Annotated in this window: 23 protein-coding genes; 7 read left to right on the forward strand and 16 right to left on the reverse strand. The window is 59.3% G+C overall.

The window, feature by feature from the left end; translation table 11 throughout:
- Positions 1–113: 113 nt before the first annotated feature.
- A complete protein-coding gene (locus J3362_RS18475; protein ID WP_349521694.1) occupies positions 114–1,013 on the forward strand; it encodes a haloalkane dehalogenase in 900 nt (299 codons plus the stop codon).
- Positions 1,014–1,026: 13 nt separating this feature from the next.
- Here J3362_RS18475 and J3362_RS18480 read toward each other — a convergent pair whose 3' ends face one another.
- Positions 1,027–1,815 carry an acyl-CoA thioesterase gene (locus J3362_RS18480; protein WP_349521695.1) on the reverse strand — a complete coding sequence of 263 codons (789 nt, stop codon included), beginning with the start codon at positions 1,813–1,815 and terminating at the stop codon, positions 1,027–1,029.
- 198 nt (positions 1,816–2,013) lie between these two features.
- Between J3362_RS18480 and J3362_RS18485 the strand changes: the two genes are divergently transcribed.
- A complete protein-coding gene (locus J3362_RS18485; RefSeq protein ID WP_349521696.1) occupies positions 2,014–3,525 on the forward strand; it encodes a DEAD/DEAH box helicase in 1,512 nt (503 codons plus the stop codon).
- Here J3362_RS18485 and J3362_RS18490 read toward each other — a convergent pair.
- Genes J3362_RS18490 through J3362_RS18505 form a run of 4 tightly spaced genes read right to left on the reverse strand, consistent with a single transcriptional unit; the run spans position 3,522 to position 6,487 of the window.
- Positions 3,522–4,031, reverse strand: coding sequence for a dihydrofolate reductase (locus J3362_RS18490; RefSeq protein ID WP_014576120.1), 510 nt, complete (start codon positions 4,029–4,031; stop codon positions 3,522–3,524). The two genes, J3362_RS18485 and J3362_RS18490, sit on opposite strands and share 4 nt — an antisense overlap.
- Positions 4,032–4,054: 23 nt before the next feature.
- Complete coding sequence (locus J3362_RS18495; RefSeq protein ID WP_349521697.1) at positions 4,055–4,894, reverse strand: thymidylate synthase; 840 nt, start codon at positions 4,892–4,894, stop codon at positions 4,055–4,057.
- A complete protein-coding gene (lgt, locus tag J3362_RS18500) occupies positions 4,891–5,679 on the reverse strand; it encodes a prolipoprotein diacylglyceryl transferase (RefSeq protein ID WP_349521698.1) in 789 nt (262 codons plus the stop codon). Before lgt ends, J3362_RS18495 begins: the two co-directional genes overlap by 4 nt.
- A gap of 10 nt (positions 5,680–5,689) precedes the next feature.
- Entirely contained in the window at positions 5,690–6,487 is a 798-nt protein-coding gene (locus tag J3362_RS18505; protein WP_349521699.1) for a sulfite exporter TauE/SafE family protein, read from the reverse strand.
- A gap of 88 nt (positions 6,488–6,575) precedes the next feature.
- Between J3362_RS18505 and J3362_RS18510 the strand changes: the two genes are divergently transcribed.
- The 4 genes from J3362_RS18510 (at position 6,576) to dxs (ending at position 10,620) form a co-directional block, all read left to right on the forward strand.
- Entirely contained in the window at positions 6,576–7,349 is a 774-nt protein-coding gene (locus J3362_RS18510; RefSeq protein ID WP_349521700.1) for an NRDE family protein, read from the forward strand.
- A 55-nt stretch (positions 7,350–7,404) separates the two neighbouring features.
- Positions 7,405–7,659, forward strand: coding sequence for an exodeoxyribonuclease VII small subunit (locus tag J3362_RS18515; RefSeq protein WP_008176478.1), 255 nt, complete (start codon positions 7,405–7,407; stop codon positions 7,657–7,659).
- Positions 7,659–8,555 carry a (2E,6E)-farnesyl diphosphate synthase gene (gene ispA, locus J3362_RS18520; protein ID WP_349521701.1) on the forward strand — a complete coding sequence of 299 codons (897 nt, stop codon included), beginning with the start codon at positions 7,659–7,661 and terminating at the stop codon, positions 8,553–8,555. Before J3362_RS18515 ends, ispA begins: the two co-directional genes overlap by 1 nt.
- Positions 8,556–8,688: 133 nt before the next feature.
- Positions 8,689–10,620 carry a 1-deoxy-D-xylulose-5-phosphate synthase gene (gene dxs, locus J3362_RS18525; RefSeq protein WP_349521702.1) on the forward strand — a complete coding sequence of 644 codons (1,932 nt, stop codon included), beginning with the start codon at positions 8,689–8,691 and terminating at the stop codon, positions 10,618–10,620.
- A 74-nt stretch (positions 10,621–10,694) separates the two neighbouring features.
- Here dxs and ribA read toward each other — a convergent pair whose 3' ends face one another.
- From ribA to J3362_RS18555, 6 genes are all read right to left on the reverse strand, one after another.
- Positions 10,695–11,309: a GTP cyclohydrolase II gene (gene ribA, locus J3362_RS18530; protein WP_008176485.1), complete on the reverse strand. Its 615-nt coding sequence runs from the start codon at positions 11,307–11,309 to the stop codon at positions 10,695–10,697.
- 134 nt (positions 11,310–11,443) lie between these two features.
- Positions 11,444–11,926 (reverse strand): cyclic pyranopterin monophosphate synthase MoaC, encoded by a 483-nt coding sequence (moaC, locus tag J3362_RS18535; RefSeq protein WP_008176486.1) that lies wholly within the window; start codon positions 11,924–11,926, stop codon positions 11,444–11,446.
- Between the two features lie 87 nt (positions 11,927–12,013).
- Entirely contained in the window at positions 12,014–12,985 is a 972-nt protein-coding gene (locus J3362_RS18540) for a Nudix family hydrolase (protein ID WP_349521703.1), read from the reverse strand.
- Between the two features lie 2 nt (positions 12,986–12,987).
- A complete protein-coding gene (gene argJ, locus J3362_RS18545) occupies positions 12,988–14,205 on the reverse strand; it encodes a bifunctional glutamate N-acetyltransferase/amino-acid acetyltransferase ArgJ (RefSeq protein WP_349521704.1) in 1,218 nt (405 codons plus the stop codon).
- A 127-nt stretch (positions 14,206–14,332) separates the two neighbouring features.
- Complete coding sequence (secA, locus tag J3362_RS18550; RefSeq protein ID WP_349521705.1) at positions 14,333–17,071, reverse strand: preprotein translocase subunit SecA; 2,739 nt, start codon at positions 17,069–17,071, stop codon at positions 14,333–14,335.
- A gap of 184 nt (positions 17,072–17,255) precedes the next feature.
- Positions 17,256–18,209 (reverse strand): peptidoglycan DD-metalloendopeptidase family protein, encoded by a 954-nt coding sequence (locus J3362_RS18555; protein WP_349521706.1) that lies wholly within the window; start codon positions 18,207–18,209, stop codon positions 17,256–17,258.
- Positions 18,210–18,424: 215 nt separating this feature from the next.
- On the opposite strand from J3362_RS18555, the gene J3362_RS18560 reads away from it, so the two are divergent.
- Positions 18,425–18,871, forward strand: coding sequence for a DciA family protein (locus J3362_RS18560; protein WP_349521707.1), 447 nt, complete (start codon positions 18,425–18,427; stop codon positions 18,869–18,871).
- An 11-nt stretch (positions 18,872–18,882) separates the two neighbouring features.
- On the opposite strand, the gene lpxC is transcribed toward J3362_RS18560, so the two are convergent.
- From lpxC to J3362_RS18585, 5 genes are all read right to left on the reverse strand, one after another.
- Complete coding sequence (gene lpxC / locus J3362_RS18565; RefSeq protein WP_008176497.1) at positions 18,883–19,797, reverse strand: UDP-3-O-acyl-N-acetylglucosamine deacetylase; 915 nt, start codon at positions 19,795–19,797, stop codon at positions 18,883–18,885.
- A 212-nt stretch (positions 19,798–20,009) separates the two neighbouring features.
- Positions 20,010–21,167, reverse strand: a complete 1,158-nt coding sequence (gene ftsZ / locus J3362_RS18570; protein WP_008176500.1) for a cell division protein FtsZ — start codon at positions 21,165–21,167, stop codon at positions 20,010–20,012.
- Between the two features lie 98 nt (positions 21,168–21,265).
- Positions 21,266–22,501, reverse strand: coding sequence for a cell division protein FtsA (gene ftsA, locus J3362_RS18575; RefSeq protein WP_008176504.1), 1,236 nt, complete (start codon positions 22,499–22,501; stop codon positions 21,266–21,268).
- Positions 22,502–22,537: 36 nt separating this feature from the next.
- The gene (locus J3362_RS18580; protein WP_088558035.1) at positions 22,538–23,377 is read right to left on the reverse strand and encodes a cell division protein FtsQ/DivIB; all 840 of its coding nucleotides are present in this window, start codon (positions 23,375–23,377) and stop codon (positions 22,538–22,540) included.
- Complete coding sequence (locus J3362_RS18585; protein WP_349521744.1) at positions 23,370–24,341, reverse strand: D-alanine--D-alanine ligase; 972 nt, start codon at positions 24,339–24,341, stop codon at positions 23,370–23,372. The genes J3362_RS18580 and J3362_RS18585 overlap by 8 nt, the downstream gene beginning before the upstream one ends.
- Between the last annotated feature and the right edge of the window lies 1 nt (position 24,342).

A 24,342-nucleotide genomic window follows, 5' to 3' on the forward strand; every position in this document is an offset into this window, starting at 1 on the left:
CACACAAATTTTCCATCTGCTTTATCCTGAACTTCGACGATTGTAGTAGGGCACTATGAGCACCGGATGCCGCCCGGCAATCACGCAACCAATCAGTCAGGACAGTCGATGGCATGCGTATTCTGAGAACCGATGAAGCCCGCTTCGCAGGTCTTCCGGATTACCCCTTTGCTCCAAACCATCTCGACGTAGAACCGGGTCTCCGGATGCACTACGTTGACGAAGGCCCGAGAAACGCCTCGCCGGTACTCATGCTCCACGGCGAACCATCGTGGTCCTACCTTTACCGTCACATGATCCCTCTGGTGGCCGAGGCCGGTCACCGGGTGTTGGCCCCGGATCTGATCGGCTTCGGCAAATCCGACAAGCCGGCATCGGTTGCAGACTATAGTTACGGCCGCCATCTCACGTGGCTGGCCAGCTGGCTTGAACAGCTCAACCTGACCAATGTCACCCTTGTATGCCAGAACTGGGGATCGTTGCTGGGTCTGCGACTGGCCGCGGAACACCGTCAGCGATTCAGCCGAATCATCGTCGGAAACGGCATGCTGCCAACCGGCGAAACGCCTGTTCCGGGGGTATTTTCCATGTGGAAGGCATTTGCCACACACAGCCCCTGGTTCCCGGTCGGCCGTATCGTGCAACTGGGCACCGATCGCACCCTGAGCAAAGCTGAAATTGCCGCCTACGAAGCCCCATTCCCGTCGGCAGAGTTCAAGGCCGGAGCCAGGGCGTTTCCAAAACTGGTTCCGACTGAACCGGGCACACCGGACAGCGACGCCAACAAGGCGGCCTGGCAGGTCCTGGAAAAGTGGAAGAAGCCCTTCATCACCTGCTTCAGCAGTGGCGACCCGATTACCCGGGGCGGCGACAGACACATGCAGCGCCGGATTCCCGGTGCCCACGGTCAACCCCATATCACACTGAGAGGCGGGCACTTTCTCCAGGAAGATTCACCGGAAGATTTCGCCCGCATCATCATCGATGCCCTGAAATCGGAAATGGCGGCCTGAGCCGCCATTTCTGTCAATCAAAGACCGTTACCGTCTGGCGACTCAGCGCCACCAGTTCGCCTTTGGCGGTCCAGATTCCGGCCTGGGTGTGGCCGTAACCGGCGCCCGCCTGATCAATGGAAACTTTGTACAACAGCCAGTCGCCCGGCTCCATGACCGGCCTGGGATGTACGATATCCAGCGCCCAGCTCAGGGAACTGGTCTTTACCCGTTGCTTCACATAGGGCAGAACCGCCGGTGGCCAGGCATCCACCAGGCCAATGATATGCGCATCGGAGAAAGTCTCCGGGGGTGTCCGGAACTGCATCCAGCCGCCCAGCTCCCGTCCGCCCTTGCCGCTGAACGGCAGGTTACCGAAAGCCCAGCGCATCTCGATCTGCTGGATGAACTCCGGGGTCACACCTTCGATATAGTCCAGCCCCGGGCATTCGATGATCGGTGTTGCCTCGGGCGCCGGCAGGGCGTCCACCTGTACCTCCGAATCGCGGTCTCCGCCAAAGCTGGCCAGGCAGACCAGCCGTGGTTCACCGTTCTGGACAATGCGCCCCTGCACCTGACTGACCGCCTTGCCCTCGCGCAGAATCTCGGCCTCGAAGCTTGCAGGCACTTCCGGCTCCACCGGGCCCACGAACGATACCTGCAATGACCGCATGGCCCGGCCCTCGACGACAAGCTTTTCCATGCGCTCAAACATCAACGCTGCCGTGAGACCGCCGAATGTGGCCCTGCCCTGAGACCAGCTCAAAGGCATTACCAGTTCCTCACTGCCACGGGCCGCCCGCAATAATTCATCAAAGGTCATTTCATGTTCCTGTTAGCAACCTATCGGGATAGTTACGAAGATTGCCGAAGATCGGACAGCAACGCAATGATCAGTCCCCGGCAACTACCTATAGCCTTGCAAGGGTTTTGCGTATTAAAGCCGCAATAAAACCGCTATAATGTGCGCACAACATGCATTGCCCGGCAATGCTTTACCTCCCGAATTCCGAGTGAATCAATGTCTGAATTGTCCTTTGCCGAACTGGGGCTTGATCCAGCCGTACTTGAAGCTGTGTCCGCCGTTGGCTATGAAACCCCGTCACCCATCCAGGCCCAAGCCATTCCCGCACTGCTGGCCGGTAACCATCTTCTGGGTGTTGCCCAGACCGGAACCGGTAAAACCGCAGCCTTTGCACTACCCCTGCTGAGCCGGATAGACGCCTCTGTAACCGACCCCCAGATTCTGGTTTTGGCCCCAACACGGGAACTTGCCATCCAGGTGGCGGAAGCTTTTACCACCTACGCCAGCAAGTTCCGGAACTTCCATGTTCTGCCCATTTACGGCGGCCAGGACTTTTACCCTCAGATCAAGGGCCTGCGTCGCGGTGCCCAGGTGATTGTGGGCACCCCGGGCCGAATGCTTGACCACCTGCGCAAGGGCACCCTGAAGCTGGACAGCCTGAAGGCGCTGGTTCTGGACGAAGCCGACGAAATGCTGCGCATGGGCTTTATCGACGACGTGGAAGCGATTCTGGCGAAGACGCCGGAGAACTGCCAACGAGCCCTGTTCTCGGCCACCATGCCTCCGCAGATCAAGAAAGTGGCCCAGACCTACCTGCGTAAAGCCGTGGAAGTCCGCATCGAAAGCGAAACCCGCACGGTCGAGCGCATCTCCCAGTTCGTTCTGCCGGTCTATGCTGAGCGCAAACTGGATGCCCTCACCCGAATCCTTGAAGTGGAGCCGTTCGACGCATCGATCATCTTTGTGCGCACCAAGGCGGAAACCACGCTGCTGGCCGAGAAGCTGTCAGCACGCGGGCACGCAGTTGCTCCTCTGAACGGTGATCTTAACCAGCGCCAACGTGAGCAGACCGTTGAAGACCTCAAACGTGGCAAAAAAGACATCATTGTTGCCACCGACGTGGCCGCTCGCGGACTGGATGTACCGAGGATCACCCACGTCATCAACTACGATGTGCCCTACGACACCGAAGCCTACATCCACCGTGTTGGCCGAACCGGCCGCGCCGGACGCGAAGGCAAGGCAATCCTGCTGGTTACGCCCCGGGAACGCAGCTGGCTACGCACACTGGAGCGCGCTACCAATTCACCCATGCAAGCCTATCAGCTGCCTTCACCGGTTGAGCTGAAAAAAATGCGCGAGCAGCAGTTCGAAACACAGCTGCTGGGCTTTGCCGAGGATGGCAAGCTGGCCAAAGCGATGGCGCTGCTGGATGAGATTGCAGAACGCAACGACATGGACACGGCGATGGTCGCCGGCGCTCTGGCCTGCTGGCTGGAGGCGTCTCAGCCAGGCTCGCTACCGCTGGAGCAGCCGGAGGCCTTGCCGGAGATTTCGGCCACTGCACCCCCGCGCCGGGACCGCCAGGGTGGTCGTCCGGGTGGCAAGCCCGGGTACAAGCCGGGCTTCAAAAAAGGTTCCAAGGGCCGTGGCGGCCCTGGCCCGAAGGGCAAGTCTCCCGGCAAGGGCGGCAAGCCCGCAGGCAAGCGCCCGCCTCGTCAGGCTTAAGCCTGACGCTGATAGACCACGAAACTGTAGTCGTAAGGGTTGTTATCGGACGCGGAGAAATCCTCCCGTCCGATTTCTTCCCACTCATCCCAGTTTACTTCCGGAAAAAACGCATCGCCGTCCACCTCAGCGTGCACCTGGGTGATGTACATCCGATCAACCATCGGCAATGCCTCGGCGTAGATCTGCCCGCCACCGATAATCATCACTTCGTCACCACCTTCCAGCTCCGCCTGCGCCTCGGCCTTCACCAGCGCTTCGGGCAAAGACTTCGCAGCCACTGTTCCGGTTGGCGCTTCCCAGGCTTCATTCCGCGAGATCACCACGTTCATCCGCCCCGGCAGCGGCCGACCGATGGAATCCCAGGTCTTCCGACCCATGATGATGGGCTTGCCCATGGTGGCCTGCTTGAAATAGCGAAGGTCACCTGGCAGGTACCAGGGCAGGTTGTTGTTGCGGCCGATGACCCGGTTCCGGGACATGGCGACGATCAGGGCTTTTCTCATGTACTCGCCTCTTCGGGATTCGGTCAGATGGCAATCGGGGCCTTGATGCCCGGATAGGGGGCATAGCCCTCAAAGTCGAAATCCTCCAGTTCGTACTCGAAGATACTCGCGGGCTTGCGTTTGATTACCAACGTCGGCAACGCGCGGGGCTTGCGCTTCAACTGTTCGAAGACGATGTCATCGGTCAGATGGTTCTGGTAGAGGTGACAGTCGCCGAAGGTATGCACAAACTCACCGACAGCCAGATCACACTGCTGGGCAATCATGTGCGTCAGCAAGGCGTACGACGCAATATTAAAAGGCACGCCCAGGAACAGATCGGCGCTGCGCTGGTAAAGCTGGCATGAGAGCTTGCCGTCCACCACGTAGAACTGGAAGAGGCAGTGACAGGGTGCCAGCGCCATGCGGCCCTCGCGAACGTTATCCTGGGGACCGATGGACTCGTCCGGAAGTTCAGCGGGGTTCCAGGCGGACACGATCAGACGGCGCGAATTCGGTTTGGTGCGGATCTGCTCGATCACTTCACTGATCTGGTCAACCACCTCGCCATTGGGACACTGCCAACTGCGCCACTGTTTGCCGTAGATCGGGCCAAGATCGCCATTTTCCAGCGCCCATTCGTTCCAGATCGAGACCTTGCGTTCCTGCAGCCAGGTATTATCGGTGGAGCCCCGCAGAAACCAGAGCAGTTCATAGATGATACTGCGCAGGTGGACTTTCTTGGTGGTCACCAACGGAAAGCCTTCCTGGAGGTTGAAACGGATCTGGCGGCCGAAGACAGACCGGGTGCCAACGCCGGTACGGTCTCCCTTGTCGAATCCGTTATCAACAACGTCTTGCATCAGGTCGAGATAGGCTTTCATCGGGCTTGTCTCCGGTAGGCAATAAACATCAGGGCGGCGCCGGCAACGATCATCGGGAAGGACAGTACCTGCCCCATGGTTAGCCAGTCAAAAGCGAGGTAGCCCAGTTGCGGGTCTGGCTGGCGCACGAATTCCACCAGGAAGCGGAACACGCCGTAGCAAACGAGGAACAGACCGGAAACCGCCATGGTCGGCCGCTGCCGGGATGAGAACCACCACAGGATCACGAACAGGGCCACGCCTTCCAGGGCAAACTGGTAAAGCTGGGAGGGATGGCGGGCGAGAGAATCCGGAGCCGTTCGAAACACCATACCCCAGGCAACGTCGGTGGGCTTGCCCCACAACTCGCCGTTAATAAAGTTTCCGATCCGTCCTGCGCCGAGCCCGAGGGGCACCAGCGGCGCCACAAAGTCAGCCAGGCGCCAGAAACCGCTGCCCACCTTGCGGCCATACCACCACATGGCAAACATCACGCCCAGCAGACCGCCGTGGAAAGACATGCCCCCTTCCCAAACCCGCAGCAGCCAGAGCGGGTCGGCCAGGAAGGCATCAAAGTTGTAGAACAGGACATAGCCGAAGCGGCCGCCCAGGATGACCCCCAGGGCCAGGTAAAAAAGAAGGTCGCCCATCTGCTCTTCGTTGATAGGCGACCAGGGCTTGCGGGTGCGTATGCGTCCAAGCCACCAGCCGGCCAAAAAACCGAACAGATAGGTCAAGCCGTACCAGTGGATCTTGAGGGGACCGATGGCAATGGCCACCGGATCAATCTGGGGATGCTGCAGCATCAACTACCTCTCAGCTCAGGAGAAAACGGAGACCCACCAGCAGGAGCATGATGGAGAACGTACGCTTGAGAATCCGGGGATTCAGCCGATGGGCCAGATTGGCGCCAATCCGGGCAAAGAAAACGCTGGTGAGAATGATACCGATGAGCGCAGGCAGATAAATGAAGCCTGCACTCAGTTCCGGCACTGCTGGATGATGCCATCCGGTCCAGATATTACCCAGCGCACCAGACACGGCAATGGGCAGGCCACAGGCGGCGGATGTACCTACCGCCTGCTGCATCCGCACGTTACACCAGCTCAGGTAAGGCACCGTAAGGGTTCCCCCGCCGATTCCGAAAATCGCCGAGCCCCAACCGATAACGCCACCGGCGACGCCAAGACCTGCAACCCCGGGAACGTCGCGACCCGGTTTGGGGTCAACCTGGAAAAACATTTTGAGCCCCACCAGAATGACAAAAATGCCGATGACCAGTTCGAGCGCGCGCCCGCTCATCAGGGACGCCGTCCAGGCGCCAACCAGGGCGCCGCCGATAATCCCGACCGTCATCGGACGGAACAGATCCCAGCGCACCGCGCCATGCTTGTTATGGGAACGTATGGAACTGACCGAGGTGAACACGATGGTCGCGAGCGAGGTGCCTACGGCCAGATGGGGAATAATATCCGGATCGATTCCCTGCAGACCAAAGGTGAACATCAACACGGGCACGATGATCAGCCCGCCACCAATGCCGAACAGCCCCGCCACGGTGCCTGCCAGGGCACCGAGGGCCAGATAAGAAGCTATTACGTAAAACAGAGTCATTGTTTGAGCCGCACCCGGGAAACCAAGGCTGGTATGATACACAGCGCAAGAGTCAACTTCATTAAATCCGGGAGCCCACTCCTACACCATGTGCCTGATCGCTTTCGCCGTTGGCCAGAACCCTCATTTCCCATTGGTGGTTGCCGCCAATCGGGATGAATTTTTCCGCCGCCCGACGGCCGCCATGGACTGGTGGACCACCCAATCCGGTACCCGGGTGCTTGCCGGCCGTGACCTGCTCTCCGGTGGCACCTGGCTTGCGATTAATACCTCGGGAGAGGTCAGCGCCGTGACCAACGTCCGGGAAGGGGCACCGGAAACCGGCCGTATCAGTCGGGGTGAACTGCCTTTGCGGGCACTCACTGATTCCCGGAAGCATCTTGAACGCTATCTGCTCGACACCGCCGACCAGTTTTCCGGCTTCAACCTGGTGCAGCTGACCACAGCAGACGGATGGTATTTCAGCAATCGGGATGCCCATCCGGGCCGACAAATCCACCGCGGGGTCTACGGACTGAGCAATCATCTGTTGCAGACGCCCTGGCCCAAGCTTCTGCGCCTTCGGCAGGCTGCGGGAGATACCATTGCCGCCGCCGGACGGGATGCGGCAACACTGCACAACGAGCTGATTCCGCTGCTCCAGGACAGCACGCCCGCGCCAGACCATATGCTGCCCGATACAGGCGTTGGCCTGGAGACGGAGCGCTTTCTGTCGTCGCCATTCATCGTGGGTTCGGATTACGGCACTCGGGCAACCACCGTGGTGACCGTTTCAGCCAGCGGTGAAATCGAGGTGACGGAACAGAACTGGGGTCCGGATGCCCGGACCGGTGAACGCCGTCACTTCCACTGGCGGCGATAGCGATCAGGCTCTGGTATAATCCGCGAAATTCTGCCACCCGATCGGAGGGCCCCTGATGGCCGGTGAACAAGGCGCCACATCGATAGCTGATTTTGAGAAGTCTCTTGATGAACTGGAAAAGCTGGTTCGCGATCTGGAGCAGGGCGAGCTGTCCCTGGAACAGTCCCTGACGGCGTTCGAGCGGGGTGTAAAGCTGACCCGGGAATGCCAGCAGGCGTTGAAGAGCGCCGAGCAACGGGTCGAACAACTGGTCCAGAACAGCGACGGCACCCTGGAAACCCGCCCGTTCTCACCGGATGATGCTGACTGATGTCCGGAAAGAACCTGCTTGCCTCTGATTTTCTGGAAACCTGCCGGGCCCGCGTCGATGCGGAACTGGACCGGTGCATTACCCGTGATTCCGCCTCTGGCCGGCTGCAGGAAGCCATGCGCTACAGCGTGCTGGGCGGTGGCAAGCGAATCCGGCCGGCGCTGTGTCTTGCAGCGGCAAAGGCAATGGGACAGACCGGTGACGAGGCCCTGATCCCGGCCTGCTCAGTGGAACTGATCCACGCCTACTCGCTGATCCACGATGACCTGCCGGCCATGGATGACGATGAATTGCGCCGCGGACGGCCCACTACCCACATTGCCTTCGACGAAGCCACCGCCATCCTTGCTGGCGATGCCCTGCAGGCACTGGCTTTTGGCTGGCTTGCCGAAGCGCCGGGACTGTCTGAATCGGTGCGTCTGATCATGGTCCGGGAACTGGCCCGGGCCAGTGGCCACGGAGGAATGGTTGGTGGCCAGGCCATCGATCTGGAGTCCGTCGGCAAAACCCTGGCCCTGGCGCAACTTGAAACCATGCATCGCCACAAGACTGGCGCCCTTATCGAAACCAGCGTACGAATTGGCGCCCTGACGGCGCCGTCGGTCGACGAGCAGGCCCTGGCTTCCCTGACCCAGTATGCCAAAGCCCTGGGCCTGGCCTTCCAGGTTCAGGATGACCTGCTGGACATCGAGGGCGACACAACGGTCATTGGCAAACCCCAGGGCTCAGATGCCGCCCGCGCCAAACCCACCTACCCCGCCCTGCTTGGCCTGGATGGCGCCAGGGAGCACCTGGCCAATCTGCTTGAACAGGCCCAGCAAAGTTTGCAGGAGTTTGGTCCCGAAGCAGACCCCCTGCGGGCAATGGCCGATTACGTGGTGGCAAGAACCCATTGAATCCCGGCGCTCCGAAGGCGCACACTGGCCGTAAATATTTTCGTAACAACTGGCCCGCTTTGTGTGAAACAGCTTCCCCTGTTCCCTTATAATGCCAGTCAGTTACTGAACGTACCGGAAAAGACCCGAGCAGATGCAGGACACTTATATTTTCAAGGAAATCCCGTCACAGCGGCCCAATACGCCGCTTCTGGACCGGATTGACGAACCGGCCCAGCTCAGAGAGCTGGCCCCGGAAGAGCTGACCCGGCTGGCCCGGGAGCTCAGGGCCTTTCTGTTATGGTCAGTGGGCCAGACTGGCGGTCATTTCGGGGCCGGCCTGGGTGTGCTTGAGCTTACCGTCGCCCTTCACTACGTCTTTGATACGCCGAGCGACCGCCTGGTGTGGGACGTCGGCCACCAGGCCTACCCCCACAAGATCCTGACCGGACGGAAAGAGTCCATGGGAAGCATCCGCCGCAAAGGCGGTCTGGCCGGCTTCCCGAAACGGGCCGAAAGCGAATACGACACCTTTGGCGTCGGCCATTCCAGCACTTCCATCAGCGCAGCGCTGGGCATGGCGATCGCAGCACGCCTGCAGCAGACCGGTCGAAAGAGCATTGCCGTTATTGGTGACGGCGCCATGACCGCCGGCATGGCATTCGAGGCGCTGAACCACGCCGGTCACCTGCACGCCGACATGCTGGTGATCCTCAACGACAACGACATGTCGATTTCCCGGAACGTTGGCGGGCTGTCCAACTACTTTGCCAAACTGCTGTCCAGTCGCACCTACAATCAGGTCCGCGATAGCAGCAAGAAGGTTCTGCAGGGGGCGCCACACCTAATGGCGCTGGCCAAGAAGACCGAGGAACACTTCAAGGGCATGATTGCCCCTGGCACCCTGTTCGAGGAACTGGGGTTCAACTACATCGGCCCGATCGATGGCCACGATCTGCCCCTGCTGGTGGAAACCCTGGAGAACATCCGCGAACTTGAAGGTCCGCAGTTCCTGCATGTGGTGACCACCAAGGGCAAGGGCTTTGCCCCGGCCGAAGCCGATCCGATCGGCTATCACGCCATCAACAAGATCGAGCCGGTTCCACCCAGTAAACCCGAACCGGTCAAGCCGAAACCAAAGAAGCCCAAATATGCCAACGTCTTCGGACAATGGCTGTGCGATTCTGCCGAACAGGATGAGCGCGTGGTGGGCATCACCCCGGCCATGTGTGAAGGCTCGGATCTGCTGGCATTCTCACAGCGCTTCCCGGAACGCTACTTCGATGTCGCCATCGCCGAACAGCACGCAGTCACGCTGGCCGCAGGGCTAGCCTGTGACGGCGCCAAGCCGGTGGTCGCCATCTACTCGACGTTCCTGCAGCGGGCGTACGATCAACTGATTCACGATGTCGCTATCCAGAACCTGGATGTGCTGTTCGCGATTGATCGCGCAGGCCTGGTCGGTGAAGACGGCCCGACCCATGCTGGCGCTTTCGACATCAGCTACCTGCGCTGCGTGCCGAACATGGTGGTGATGACACCGTCGGACGAAAATGAAACCCGCCAGATGCTCCAGACCGGCATGCTCTACGAAGGACCGGCATCGGTGCGCTACCCGCGTGGCACAGGCCCCGGTGTCGAAATTCAGCAGGAACTGACGCCGCTTGAGATTGGCAAGGGCCGCCGGATTCGCAACGGCAAAGGTGTTGCCATCCTCAACTTTGGCACCCTGCTGGCGCCTGCTCTGGAGGCCGCAGAAGCCATCGGCGCGACGGTCGCAGACATGCGTTTCGTCAAACCCCTGGATGAAGAACTGGTGCTGGAGCTAGCCGAGCAGCATGAATTGCTGGTTACCCTGGAAGAAAACGCCATTGCCGGTGGTGCAGGCAGCGCCGTGACCGAATTTCTGAACAGCCGTCTGGTTACCATGCCAGTACTTCAACTGGGCCTGCCCGATACCTTCATGGACCACGGCAAGCACGGGGAACTGCTGACCGAATGTGGTCTGGACGCCGCGGGTATTGAATCGTCTATCCGCACGCGGATCGAGACCCTGCGCCACCAGAATCTGAAAGCTGTCAAATAGACGGAACACAAGCCCGAGAATGCAAAAGGCCCGCGGAGTTCGCGGGCTTTTTCGTAGGTGGCGACAAATCCAGCTCAGATTTCGGGATCGTCGTCCTGATGGGTCTCCAGCCAATGGCCGAGCTTGCTCTGCTTGGTATCGAGGTAGTGTTCATTGTGGGGGTTGCGGCCCACGTGCAGAGGTACCCTTTCCGTAATGTCGATGCCGTAGGAGGAGAGCGCTTTGACCTTGCGGGGATTATTGGTCATCAGCCTCAGGCTCCTGATACCGAGATGCTCCAGCATGTCCTTGCACATGCTGTAGTCACGAAGATCGGCCGCGAAACCCAGACGTTCATTGGCCTCTACCGTATCAGCGCCCTGATCCTGCAGATGGTAGGCGCGGATCTTGTTCAACAGGCCGATTCCCCGACCCTCCTGACGCAGATACATGAGGATACCCCGACCTTCCCGGGCAATGCTGCGCAGCGCCTCTTCCAGCTGGTAGCCGCAATCACACCGCATGCTATAGAGGGCGTCGCCGGTCAGACATTCGGAGTGCGTGCGGGCCAGCATGGGTTCGTCGCTATCCAGGTCGCCGAGAGTCAGGGCAACGTGTTCCTTTCCGGTGTCCGGTTCTTCAAAGCCGTGCATATCAAATACCCCGAACGGGGTCGGCAACCGGCAGGTCTGGATGTAACGAACAGCCACAGTGTTTCCTCGTGGTTCAGTCAATCGGGCCGCGCATTCTATCACGGGCCCGCCCGCTTGGCGTAGTCTCGGCACTGTCGCTCCTCCGGAGTGGTCTTGGTAACCAACACTTACGAGCGCGGCGGTCCGCCAGATCAGGCTTTATCGGCGACCCAGTGGCCACTGCGGCCGCCTTTCTTCTCCAGCAGACGCACGGAATCAATCTCCATGCCACGATCGACCGCCTTGCACATGTCGTACAGCGTCAGTGCCGCCACGCTTGCCGCGGTTAACGCCTCCATCTCGACACCGGTCTGGCCGGAAAGTTTGCAGCGGGTCAGAATATGTACAGATGCCCCGTCGTCGCCCGGAGTCAGTTCAACTTTCACAGACGTCAGGTTCAGCGCATGACACAAGGGAATCAGATCATGGGTTTTCTTTGCGGCCATGATACCGGCGATGCGGGCAACAGCCAGGACATCCCCTTTGGGATGCTCACCCTCAATAATCATGTTCAGGGTTTCCGGCGCCATGCGGATGGTAGCTTCAGCGCGGGCCTCGCGTTCGGTGGCCGCCTTGTCGGTCACGTCCACCATGCGGGCTTCGCCCTTGTCGTCGAGATGGGTCAGTTTACTCACGGTTTCTCCCGGAATCGGTTGTGCAAGATGGTGAAAAATGCAGGAACGACAGCATAACAGACATGGCCACGGCGTCGCTGACAAGTGTCAGCTTTGCGGCCACCAGAACCGGATTCCGGCGATGCCCTGACCGCCCCGCTGGCGAGCCTCGCGGAGATCGCCGGGCGACAAACCGCCCAGGGCAAATACCGGAAGCACCGCTTCCGACACCAGGTCGGCAAAGACCGACCATCCCAGGGTCGGCGCACCCGGATGGCTTTCGGTCGGCTGGACTGGCCCCAGGGTCACATAGTCCGCTCCGATAGCCGTCGCATGATCGATTTCCTGCCTGTCATGGCAGGAAACCCCCAGCCAGACATCTTCCGGAACCGGTCTCGCCGAGAGCTTGGCCGCCTCGAGCCAGGGCAGGTGCAGCCCATGGGCGCCGGGTATGGCGCGGAATACCTCCGGTCCACCGTGCACAATCAGGGCGGCTCTGGCCTTTTCACAAACCGGCAACGCGTTCGCCGCCAACTCCCGATAGGCCAGCGGTCTCAACGCCGGAGCCCGGAGCAGCACCAGCGGTGGTCGAGCGGCGCTCAGACCCTCCTGCAAGTGCGCAAGGGCTGGCTCCAGGCCATTCTCGGAACCGGTGATTGCCAACTGCCGGGGCAGACGCAGAGCGCGAATGATCGGCCGGTTGGCGGCGGGGAAATCCTCATCCCGAAGCTGCTCCCGGGTCAGCCATTCCACGGGCTGCCCCTCACATCCCCTTGCCTCGCCCTCGGCAGCGCTGGTTTCCCAGACGTCCAGGAAAACCCGCTTGTCGCCATAATCGTGCCGAATACCGATAACAGGCTCCAGGGAACCCGCCGGCACGTGAAGACCGGTTTCCTCGGCAATTTCGCGCACAAGCGCCACCTGAACCGTCTCGCCAGGCTCCACCTTGCCACCGGGAAACTCCAGTAAGCCCCCCTGGTGAACGTGGTCTGGCCGTCGGGCGATCAGCACCCGGCCATCACGGACGATGACCGCCACGGCAACGTGAACCTCTTTGACCGACGTCTCTCTGGCAGACATGCTCAGGTACGATACTCGGCGTTGATAGTCACGTAATCGTGGGAGAAATCGCAGGTCCACACGGTTTCCCGAACATTACCCCGCTTGAGGTCGATGGCAATGGTGATCTCTTCCCGATCCATCACGGCCTGCCCGCGGGCTTCCGAGTAATCCTCGGCCCGGCCACCGTTGCGGACCAGGCAGACATCGCCCAGATAGATTTCAAGGGCATTGAGGTCCAGTCCTTCGACACCGGCGCGACCCACCGCCGCCAGAATCCGGCCCCAATTGGGGTCCGAGGCGAACAGTGCGGTCTTGACCAACGGCGAATGCGCGACGGTATACGCAACGTCCAGAGCCTCCTGCTGGCCGGCCGCTCCGCTGACGTCGATGGTGACAAACTTGGTTGCTCCTTCGCCATCACGGACAATGGCGTGGGCCAGTTCCAGATAGATTGCCTGCAAGGCCTCCCGCAGCTTCGGCAGCGCCGCGCTGGAGGCCGTAATCTCGGGGCCGGAATACTGGCCGCTGGCCATCAGCATGCAGGCGTCATTGGTGGAGGTGTCGCCATCGATAGTGATGCGGTTGAAGGACTTCTCCCCCAGCTCCGAGGCAAGTGTCTGCAGCAGTTCCGGCGCAATCCGGGCATCGGTGGCAATAAAACCGAGCATCGTCGCCATGTTGGGACGAATCATGCCCGCACCCTTGCTGATGCCCGAGATGGTTACCGTGTGACCATCCAGCTCAACCTGACAGGAAGCGCCCTTGGGGCGGGTGTCCGTGGTCATGATGCCACTGGAAGCTTCAGCCCAGCGATTCTCGGCAGTGTTCGCCAAAGCCTCCGGAAGCGCGCCAACGATCTTCTGGACCGGCAAAGGCTCGCCAATCACCCCCGTGGAAAACGGCAGAATCTCGACTTCAGTAACGCCCGCCTGCTTTGCGAGGGCCTGGCAGCATGCCATGGCATCCCGCATACCTGGCTCTCCCGTACCGGCGTTGGCATTACCCGTGTTGATCAAGAGGTACCGGGGCGAGGTCTCGGCCAGATGCCGGCGGCTGAGGGTAACCGGTGCTGCACAGAACTGGTTTTTCGTGAAGATACCGGCAACCCGGCTTTCCGGGGCCAGCTCGAAAACAACCACGTCCTTACGTCCCGGCTTCTTTATACCGGCACTGGCTATGCCTATCTTGACCCCGGCTACCGGATAAAACTCAGGTAAGGTTCCCGGACCTACCGCCATTCTGCCACTCCTCTTGTCTGGGGCTGTGCTCGAGGTAACACACGACCCGCTGAAAACGAAAAAACCCGCATCCCACCAGTTGTGGCTGGCAGAGTGCGGGTTCCGATGGTGCGGTCAGTGCTCTGAATCAGCTGACCTTGCCATGACACTGCTTGTACTTCTTGCCGGACCCGCAGGGGCAGGGTTCGTTTCGACCCACCTTGCGCTCCTGTCGAACGAAGGTTTCCGGAGACGACTGCCGGGCATCGTCAGCCTCGCCCTCACCCTGGCTCTGGGCTGTGGCGCTGGTTTCGTCGTGGCGCAGGCGCGCCCTGGCGAGTTCTTCTTCCAGCTCCTGCTTGCGACGACGCTCGACTTCTTCCATCTCTTCACGGCTCTGGACACGCACGTGGCAGAGTACCCGGGTAACATCCCGCTTCATGGTATCAAGCATGGTTTCAAACAGGTTGAACGCCTCGCGCTTGTACTCCTGCTTGGGGTTCTTCTGGGCATAACCCCGCAGATGGATACCACGGCGCAGATGGTCCATGTTGGAAAGATGCTCTTTCCAGAGGGTATCAAGCACCTGCAGGAACACCTGCTTCTCGAATTTGCGCATGGCCTCGGAACCGGCAATCTCTTCCTTGGCCTGGTAGGCAGCCACAATCTCTTCGAGGATCTTCTGACGCAGGTTTTCTTCGTACAGCTTGTTATCTTCTTCCAGCCACTTCTGAACCGGCAGATCAATCGCCATCTCCGACTGAAGCTGTGCTTCCAGCCCGGCGACGTCCCATTGTTCCGGCATACTCTGGGGCGGAATGTATTCACTGATCAGGGAATCGACAACGTCTTCCCGAATCGTCGTCACCATGTCCGAAATGTCGTCGGAAGACATGACTTCGTTACGCTGGTCGTAGATAACCGTGCGCTGGTCGTTGGCCACGTCGTCGTATTCCAGCAGGGTCTTACGCATGTCGAAGTTGCGACCTTCCACCTTGCGCTGGGATTTCTCGATCGCGTTGGTCACCATCCGGTGCTCGATGGCCTCCCCCTTCTTCATGCCCATGGCCTGCATCAGACTCTTGACCCGGTCGGGGGCAAAGATGCGCATGAGGTTGTCTTCCAGAGACAGGAAGAACCTTGAGGAGCCAGGATCACCCTGACGACCGGCACGACCGCGGAGCTGGTTGTCAATTCGACGGGATTCGTGACGCTCGGTACCAATGATGTGCAGACCACCTGCCTCAAGCACCTGATTGTGACGCTCGGTCCACTCGGCCTTGGCCCGGGCAATCTCCTCTTCTGAGGGATTGTCCATGGCGGCAACTTCGTGTTCCCAGTTACCACCCAACACGATATCGGTACCACGGCCGGCCATGTTGGTGGCGATTGTGACCGCTCCGGGACGGCCCGCCTGGGCAATGATATGGGCTTCGGATTCGTGCTGCTTGGCGTTCAGGATCTTGTGCTCGATCCGTGCCTTCTTGAGCAGCATGGAGAGCAGCTCGGAAGCCTCGATGGAAGCGGTACCGACAAGGATCGGACGCCCTTCGGCGGTAACATCCTTGATCTCGTCAATAATCGCGTGAAACTTCTCGTCCTGGGTCAGATACACCAGGTCGTTGTAATCGGTTCGCTGGATCGGCTTGTTGGGCGGAATGACCACCACATCGAGGCCGTAGATCTGGCGAAACTCGAAAGCTTCGGTGTCTGCCGTACCGGTCATGCCGGAAAGCTTGTCGTACAGCCTGAAGTAGTTCTGGAAGGTGGTGGAGGCCAGTGTCTGGCTCTCCGCCTGGATCTTCACACCCTCTTTCGCCTCAACGGCCTGGTGCAGACCCTCGCTCCAGCGGCGACCCGGCATGGTACGACCGGTATGCTCGTCAACGATGACCACCTGGCCACCCTGGACAATATAATCCACGTCTTTCTGGAACAGGTGGTGGGCCCGCAGTGCCGAGTGCACGTGGTGCAACAGGCTGAGGTTAGCGGCGGAATAGAGGCTTTCACCTTCCTTCAGAAGGCCACGCTCAAGCAGCAGTTCTTCAACCTTCTCGTGACCGCTTTCTGTCAGCTCGACCTGACGGGATTTCTCATCGATGGTGAAATCACCGGTTGGTTCGCCTTCCTCAGGCACTTCGCCCTTTTCGAGGCTGGGGATCAGTTCATTGATGGCCTGATACAGCTTTGAACTATCCTCAGCTGCCCCGGAGATGATCAGCGGTGTTCTGGCCTCATCGATCAGGATGGAGTCCACCTCGTCCACGATCGCGTAGTTCAGACCGCGCTGGACCTTGTCTTCGGTACTGAACGCCATGTTGTCGCGCAGGTAGTCGAAGCCGAATTCGTTGTTGGTACCGTAGGTAATATCCGCCTGGTAGGCTGCCCGCTTTTCCTCCGCTGGCTGGCCCGAGGCCACGACACCCACCTGCATGCCCAGGAACCGATAGAGCTTGCCCATCCAGTCGGCATCACGGCGGGCCAGGTAATCGTTCACGGTAACAACGTGGACACCCTTGCCGGACAATGCATTAAGATACACGGAAGCGGTAGCAACCAGCGTCTTGCCCTCACCGGTCTTCATTTCCGCAATCCGGCCTTCGTGCAGGGTGATACCACCGATCAGCTGGACGTCATAATGACGCATGCCCATAACCCGGCGGCCCGCTTCACGCACGGTTGCGAAGGCTTCCGCAAGGAGCGCATCCAGGGATTCGCCTTCGTCGATCCGGCGACGGAACTCCGCGGTCTTGCCCTGCAACTCGGAGTCGGACAGATTGCCATACTGCTCTTCAAGCTCATTGATGCGCATGACAGCCTTGCGCATTCTCTTGATTTCTCTGGCGTTTTTACTGCCGAACATCTTGGTTGCAAGCTTTGTGAACATAGACCACTGCTTCTTTGATTAAACGAAGGAAGCCGGCATTCTAACCTTATTTTGTAACAGGACAAAAGGTAGGCCTCACACAGGCGCAATAAGTCGCTGATGAGGCACCGGATTCACGGATAAAAACTGGCCGGAGGCCGACTGGCGGGGAAGTGCTGACGACGGCGTGCGGGCCGGAACCGGATCAGCGGCTCGCCCGCTTGATGTAGGTTTCCGGGTTCTCCGACTTGCCATTCCGGATGACTTCAAAGTGCACGTGGGGCCCAGTGGAACGCCCTGTGCTGCCCATCAACGCAACCACCTGGCCTTTCTGGACAACATCACCCACCTTCACCTTGATAGTCTTGCAGTGGGCATAGCGGGTTATCAGACCATCGCCATGGTCAACTTCCACCAGGTTTCCGTACCCATAGCGCTCTCCGGCATAGGTAACCACGCCGCCGGCGACCGAAATAATGTCGCTGCCATCCTTGCCGGCCAGATCAACACCGGCATGCCAGGTACGCTTGCCGGTAAACGGATCGGACCGGTATCCGTACTTTGAAGACAGCCAGCCCCAGGTGATCGGGCGGCCTTCCAGGTAAAGTTCGTCTTCGAGACGCTTGCTGGATGCCAGCTGATCGAGCAACCGCAGTTGCTGTTCGCGGTCTTCGATTCGCCACTCCATTTCCTCGATCATCCGTGTCAGCTCAGGTGCGGAGAAGGAATCCCCGGACAAGGCATCTTCCGGCCCGCCGACTGCAGCCGGCTGATCGAAGTTGAATTCATCACTGGCCACCAGGCCGGATTCCACAAAACGCTGGCCCAGGGCATCCAGGCGCAGGAGACGGCCCTGAATCTCGCCGAGGCGAAGGGTCAGAGCATCAACCTGTTGCTGGACGTTCTCCTCGATACTGGCCAGTTCTGCCTTCTGGTCTGCCAGCTTCTGCTTCCACTCGGCTACCAGCTCGGAGTTGGTGGGCTCTCTGGCCTCTACCTGCTGTACAGCCATTTGATACCCTGCCCAGCCAGCAGCAACCAGCAGCGAGAGCACCAGCAACAGTACGCTGGCAGCAAGCATGCTGTTAATCGACAGCACACGGGACTTTCCGTGGCGTTTGCCAACGAGAATAATGTTCATATCATCATCTGGTTTCATCGTTGAGCCGCAACCGCATCCTGTAGTGTTGCGCCCCGGAAAAATCCGAAGGGGGTCTGCCATCCTTTGGCAACAGCTACATACTGAAAAAATTGCAGCGCCCGGTAGACATACTCATTTACCACAATGTAAAACGAGTGTAATACAGGCACTACGCATAAACCGTGCCGAAGTGTAACCAATCGTAAACGCAGCCGTCGAGTAAAAACGCCGCCATGACACGCAAAAGCGAGCAAAAAATGACCTTCGACAAGCTTGGCAGAACCCCGGTACTCAAGGATCTTGTGGCGAAGGCCGAGCTCCATCGACAGGCGGAAGGAGAAGTTCTGGCCGCCCTTCCGAGCGAACTCGTAAACGGGACACGCTTTGTCAGCTGCAAGGACGGAGAGCTGGTTCTGACTGCCGAAACCGCAGGCAAAGCCAGTCAGATCAGGTTCCGCCAGCACGAGATCATGGAAAAGCTGCGAGAGAACGAGCTGTTCCGGTTCGTCTGGAAACTGAAGGTCAAGGTTGCACCGCCCAGATTCAGGGAAAAACCGGTGTTCAAAAAAGAGCCCTTGAGCAAAGAAAATGCCCGGCTCCTCAAAGAGGAAGCCGGGCACACGAAGGATAAAGCATTACGCGAGGTTCTCGAAAAACTCGCTAGCCACGTCCGGGATTAAAGCGTCCCGCTTCAGCCCGCCGCCAGCACAGGCTTCATGTAGGAAATCGGGGCAGTGGCCTCGTCATCAAAGGTAACCACTTCCCAGGCATCCTCTTCTGCCCTGAGCTTGCGCAACAGCTTGTTGTTCAGATCGTGGCCGGATTTGATCCCCCGGAACTCACCAATCAGGCTGTTGCCCAACTGATAGAGATCGCCGATGGCATCAAGCAGCTTGTGCTTCACAAATTCGTCGTCATAGCGCAGACCGTCTTCGTTGAGGATCTTGTAGTCATCAACAACGATAGCGTTGTCCACACTCCCGCCAAGAGCGAGGTTCATGGCACGCAATTTTTCGATGTCACGCATGAACCCGAAAGTCCGTGCGCGGCTCACTTCCTTTACAAAGGAGGTGCTGGAAAAATCGACAGTTGCAGTCTGGGCGCGGCCCTTGAACACGGGGTGATCAAAGTCGATACCGAAGCTCACCTTGAAGCCTTCGAAAGGCAGCAGGGTGGCCTTCTTGTCGCCTTCCTCAACCGTTACCTCACGCTTGATGCGGATGAAACGCTTGGCCGCATCCTGCTCGGCAATGCCGGCGGACTGCAGAAGAAACACAAAAGGACCGGCAGAGCCGTCCATGATGGGCACTTCCGCGGCACTAAGTTCGACGAAACAGTTATCAATTCCGAGACCAGCCATGGCAGAGAGCAGATGCTCCACAGTCGCCACCCGGACACCGTTTTTCACCAGCGTCGTGGACAGCATGGTCTCACCTACATTCTCCGCGCAGGCGCGAATCTCAACCATCGGGTCAAGATCGGTACGGCGGAAGATGATACCGGAATCCACCGGGGCAGGCTTGAGGGTCAGGTAGACCTTCTCACCCGAGTGCAAGCCAACACCGGTGGCACGGATGGTGTTTTTAAGTGTCCGTTGTCTGATCATCGGTACATAATTCCGTCACAAAAAGGCGATATTCTAGGCAAAAATCTGCCCGGAGAATATCAGAAAACAAGACTGAATACCATTTAACCAATCCGTTGTTGCTGAATGTTCATCCAGCATCCAACCCATGGCAATCAGCGCACGTATTTACCGGATACCGGGTTCCATGTTTCGCACAAGAACCACAACCGGATCACATTTGCACCAGATTATCAGTCAGCCTGACGACGGAGGAATGCGGGAATATCGAGATAGTCGACACCCTGCTCCTCGCTGTCCTTGCTCTGGTCGATAGCCACGTTTCCATGGGAAACGGCCCGGCGACGCAGAACAGCGGGACGATCCAGCTGGTTGTAATCGGTTTTTCCATCCAGGGTGCGGGTATTGTCCACCACCTTGGTCGGCTTCTCACGATCACCACCCAGGCCGGTCGCAACAACCGTTACCTTCAGTTCGTCGGTCATTTCCGGATCAATGACGGTACCGACAACAACGGTGGCAGAGTCAGAAGCAAACTCACGCACAATGTCGCCAACCTCGGAGAATTCGCCCAGGTTGAGATCCATGCCCGCGGTAATGTTGACCAGAATACCCTTGGCACCCTGCAAGTTGATGTCTTCGAGCAGCGGACTGCGAACGGCCGCTTCGGCGGCTTCCCGCGCACGATTTTCACCCGTGGCACGCGCCGTGCCCATCATCGCCATACCCATCTCGGACATGACCGTCTTCACGTCGGCGAAGTCGACGTTGATCATACCGTTGCGGGTAATCAGATCGGCGATACCCTGAACTGCGCCCAGAAGCACATCGTTGGCTGCGGCAAATGCATCCAGCAGGCTGGTTTTCTTGCCCATCACCGCCAACAACTTTTCATTGGGAATGGTAATCAGGGAATCGACGCTCTCTTCCAGCTCTTTCAGACCGGATTCGGCAACGCTCATGCGCTTGCCGCCTTCGAACATGAAAGGCTTGGTGACCACGGCAACGGTCAGGATGCCCAGTTCGCGGGCTACTTCCGCTACAATCGGCGCGGCACCGGTGCCGGTACCACCGCCCATGCCCGCGGTAATGAAGACCATATCCGCGCCCTTGATGGCTTCGGCGATACGATCGCGGTCTTCCAGGGCAGACTGGCGACCGACTTCCGGATTGGCGCCGGCACCCAGTCCCTTGGTGATGTTGCCACCGAGCTGGATAATCTGACGCGCATCCATATCGGTCAGCGCCTGGGCGTCCGTGTTGGCGCAGATAAACTCCACACCTTCGATGTCGCTGTTAAGCATATGGCGAACGGCGTTGCCGCCACCACCGCCTACACCGACGACTTTAATGACAGCGTTTTGCTGGACATTATCGACGAGTTCAAACATTTCCCCTACTCCTTCGTGCTGTTTTCAGCCCTTGTTCCGGGCTGTTTGTTCGAGATTGTGTTTTCGAGATACCTTCGTGTACTACCTGCCCGGCTCCGTCAGAAATGACCGGTAAACCAGGCTTTCATGCGCTCAAACAGCGAGGGTGCATCTTCACCCTTGAGCACCGGTGCCCGCCCCAGATCCATCTGGCGGAAACCATGAATCAACAACCCAACGCCAGTGGCGTAGATCGGATTGTTGACCACCTCCGTCATGCCGGAAACCGCCTGCGGACAGGCCAGCCTTACCGGCATGTGGAAGATCTCTTCGGCCAGCTCCACCACGCCTTCCATGGTGGAGGAACCGCCGGTTATCACGATGCCTGCCGGAATGAGGTCCTCAAATCCGGACCGGCGCAACTCTGACTGAACCAGGGTGAACAGCTCCTCGTAACGCGGCTCCACCACCTCGGCCAGGGCCTGCCTGGAAAGATCCCGCGGCGCGCGATCGCCAACACTGGGCACCTTGATGGTTTCATCCGCACCGGCCAGCTGGGTCAGTGCGCAGGCATACTTGATCTTGATTTCTTCGGCATTCTGGGTTGGTGTGCGAAGCGCCATGGCAATGTCGTTGGTCACCTGGTCGCCGGCAATCGGAATCACCGCCGTGTGCCGGATAGCACCGCCGGTAAACACGGCAATATCCGTGGTGCCGCCACCGATATCCACCACGCAGACACCAAGCTCTTTCTCATCCTCGGTGAGAATGGCGTGGCTGGATGCCAGCTGCTCCAGGATGATATCATCCACCTCCAGGCCACAGCGCTTCACGCATTTCTCTATGTTCTGGGCAGCATTGACCGCGCAGGTCACCAGATGCACCTTTGCTTCCAGGCGCACACCGGACATGCCCATGGGTTCCTTGATGCCTTCCTGGCTGTCGATCACGAACTCCTGGGGCAGAATATGGAGAATCTTCTGGTCTGCAGGAATCGCAACCGCCTGGGCGGCGTCAATGACCCGGTCAATGTCGGCCTGGGTGACCTCACGGTCACGGATTGCAACGATCCCGTGGGAATTCAGGCTCTTGATGTGGCTGCCGGCAATACCCGCATACACCGAGTGAATGCGGCACCCGGCCATCAATTCCGCCTCTTCCACCGCGCGCTGAATTGCCTGGACGGTGGTTTCAATATTCACCACCACTCCACGCTTTAGGCCCCGGGAAGGGTGGGAACCAATGCCCACCACTTCGATGGTGCCGTCCATTTTGCGCTTGCCGACAATCGCAACCACCTTTGAGGTTCCGATATCGAGGCCGACAATCATGTTTTCCGTTTCAACCGATGACATGTGTTCCACCAAACCGTAGGTCTGAATTAACCGTTGCTATGATTTTGGGCTGGAGGCTGTCTCGACAGCCTTCCACTTGACCGCCACACCATTGGTGTAGCGGGCATCTACCCGACTGACTTCGTCCGACCTTGCTGCCAGTCGGTTTTCATAAACCGTGATAAACCGATCAAACCGTTGCGCCACCTGATCCCGGCCAAGCACCACCTCGATGCCGTTGGCCAGCTGCAGGGTCCATGCACCCCGATGCTCCAGGGTCAGGCCTGAAAATCCAAGCCCCCGGGCGACCAGCTTGTCGCTCATATTCCGCGCCATATCGATCACATCCCGCACCCTTTCATCCGGCCCTGCGAGTCGCGGCAACCGACCCGCAACCTCTGGATTCGCCGGCGCGAACAGCTCACCGGTCCGGCTTACGAGACGTCCATCGGTCCAGTAAGCCAGGGGTTTCTTCTCCCTGATATCGATCACCAGGCGATCCGGCCATACCCGACGCACCGCCGCGGACTCAACCCAGGGCCGACGCTCCAGGCTGTCTTTGATTTCCGAAAGATCGGTGGCGAAATAGCTCTTGCCGATCCAGTCGCCAGCGGCGCGCTCAATGGCGACCCGGCTATCGCCCACAAATTCTCCTTTCACATCCACGGCAAGTATCTGCTGATCCATGGCACCCAGCACCTTGCCAGTGCCCCACGGCACCAGTGCAGCCAACAGCACAATCACGGCGCCCATGCCCACCTGGAGCCAGGGTACAGCTGCCAGCACACCCTTCAACACGCCAAACCGGTCCCGCTCGGGACCGAGGGACGTTGCCCCCCGGCGTCGCGGGGGCTCGGACGGAGTCGCCCGGCTCCGGATCAGCAGTGTTTCAAGCATTGGCGTCCTCCAGACTGTCTTTCAGGATCCGGACCACCAGCTCTTCGAAGCTGATGCCTGCGGCCTTCGCAGCCATGGGCACAAGACTGTGGTCCGTCATACCGGGCACGGTATTGACCTCCAGCAGCCAGAACTTGCCGTCGCTGTCCTGCATGATGTCGACCCGGCCCCAGGTCCGACAGCCAACAACCCGAAAGGCCTCCAGTGCCAGGTGCTGAAGGCGAACTTCGTCTTCCGGTGCCAGACCACAGGGAATGCGATAGCGGGTATCGTCCGCCAGGTACTTGGCCTCGTAATCGTAAAAAACGTGTTCGGTGCTTGCGCTCAGGCCAATGGCCGGAAGCGCCCGATCCTGCAACAGGCTGACGGTGAATTCCGGCCCTTCGATCCACTCCTCCACCAGCACCAGATTGTCCAGCGCGGCGGCGGCTTCGTAGGCGTCAGCCAATTCGGCCGCCGTGTGTACCTTGCGGATGCCGATACTGGAACCTTCCCGGGAAGGTTTCACACTCAAGGGCGCCCGCAGTTCACCAATAATCTGTTCGGCCTGATCTGCTCCGGACATGGTGCGGAACTTCGGCGTTGGCAGGCCACAGCCTTCGAACACGTACTTAGTTCTCAGCTTGTCCATGGCCAGTGCCGAGGCCAGCACATCGCTGCCGGTGTAGGGAATACCGGCCTGCGAGAGGATGGCCTGCAAGGTACCGTCCTCGCCTCCACGACCATGCAGCGCAATGAACACCCGGTCAAAATCAGGGTTATCGACGGTTCTCAGCAGGCAGCCGCGAACGTCCACTGCAAACGCATCCACGCCGGCTGACACCAGCGCCGCCAGTACCGCCTTGCCGCTTTTCAGGGACACTTCCCTTTCAGCGGAATCTCCACCCATGAACACGGCCACCCGACCGAGCGACCGAACGAGCTCCGGGTCGGCCTGATAAGCCTGTGGTTCAGCATGATGCATG

This window comes from Marinobacter sp. NFXS11, assembly GCF_040148675.1.
Taxonomy (GTDB): Bacteria; Pseudomonadota; Gammaproteobacteria; order Pseudomonadales; family Oleiphilaceae; genus Marinobacter.

What these genes read in the sequence shown, in the direction of transcription:
- J3362_RS18510 (WP_349521700.1), top strand. Translation starts at nt 6,576, where the DNA reads ATGTGCCTGATCGCTTTCGCCGTTGGCCAGAACCCTCATTTCCCATTG.
- ftsZ (WP_008176500.1), bottom strand. Translation starts at nt 21,167, where the DNA reads ATGTTTGAACTCGTCGATAATGTCCAGCAAAACGCTGTCATTAAAGTC.
- argJ (WP_349521704.1), bottom strand. Translation starts at nt 14,205, where the DNA reads ATGGCGGTAGGTCCGGGAACCTTACCTGAGTTTTATCCGGTAGCCGGG.
- J3362_RS18540 (WP_349521703.1), bottom strand. Translation starts at nt 12,985, where the DNA reads ATGTCTGCCAGAGAGACGTCGGTCAAAGAGGTTCACGTTGCCGTGGCG.
- J3362_RS18485 (WP_349521696.1), top strand. Translation starts at nt 2,014, where the DNA reads ATGTCTGAATTGTCCTTTGCCGAACTGGGGCTTGATCCAGCCGTACTT.
- J3362_RS18495 (WP_349521697.1), bottom strand. Translation starts at nt 4,894, where the DNA reads ATGAAAGCCTATCTCGACCTGATGCAAGACGTTGTTGATAACGGATTC.
- J3362_RS18490 (WP_014576120.1), bottom strand. Translation starts at nt 4,031, where the DNA reads ATGAGAAAAGCCCTGATCGTCGCCATGTCCCGGAACCGGGTCATCGGC.
- lpxC (WP_008176497.1), bottom strand. Translation starts at nt 19,797, where the DNA reads ATGATCAGACAACGGACACTTAAAAACACCATCCGTGCCACCGGTGTT.
- J3362_RS18480 (WP_349521695.1), bottom strand. Translation starts at nt 1,815, where the DNA reads ATGACCTTTGATGAATTATTGCGGGCGGCCCGTGGCAGTGAGGAACTG.
- lgt (WP_349521698.1), bottom strand. Translation starts at nt 5,679, where the DNA reads ATGCTGCAGCATCCCCAGATTGATCCGGTGGCCATTGCCATCGGTCCC.
- J3362_RS18585 (WP_349521744.1), bottom strand. Translation starts at nt 24,341, where the DNA reads ATGCATCATGCTGAACCACAGGCTTATCAGGCCGACCCGGAGCTCGTT.
- ispA (WP_349521701.1), top strand. Translation starts at nt 7,659, where the DNA reads ATGTCCGGAAAGAACCTGCTTGCCTCTGATTTTCTGGAAACCTGCCGG.
- J3362_RS18555 (WP_349521706.1), bottom strand. Translation starts at nt 18,209, where the DNA reads ATGAAACCAGATGATGATATGAACATTATTCTCGTTGGCAAACGCCAC.
- dxs (WP_349521702.1), top strand. Translation starts at nt 8,689, where the DNA reads ATGCAGGACACTTATATTTTCAAGGAAATCCCGTCACAGCGGCCCAAT.
- J3362_RS18560 (WP_349521707.1), top strand. Translation starts at nt 18,425, where the DNA reads ATGACACGCAAAAGCGAGCAAAAAATGACCTTCGACAAGCTTGGCAGA.
- J3362_RS18515 (WP_008176478.1), top strand. Translation starts at nt 7,405, where the DNA reads ATGGCCGGTGAACAAGGCGCCACATCGATAGCTGATTTTGAGAAGTCT.
- ftsA (WP_008176504.1), bottom strand. Translation starts at nt 22,501, where the DNA reads ATGTCATCGGTTGAAACGGAAAACATGATTGTCGGCCTCGATATCGGA.
- J3362_RS18580 (WP_088558035.1), bottom strand. Translation starts at nt 23,377, where the DNA reads ATGCTTGAAACACTGCTGATCCGGAGCCGGGCGACTCCGTCCGAGCCC.
- J3362_RS18505 (WP_349521699.1), bottom strand. Translation starts at nt 6,487, where the DNA reads ATGACTCTGTTTTACGTAATAGCTTCTTATCTGGCCCTCGGTGCCCTG.
- secA (WP_349521705.1), bottom strand. Translation starts at nt 17,071, where the DNA reads ATGTTCACAAAGCTTGCAACCAAGATGTTCGGCAGTAAAAACGCCAGA.
- J3362_RS18475 (WP_349521694.1), top strand. Translation starts at nt 114, where the DNA reads ATGCGTATTCTGAGAACCGATGAAGCCCGCTTCGCAGGTCTTCCGGAT.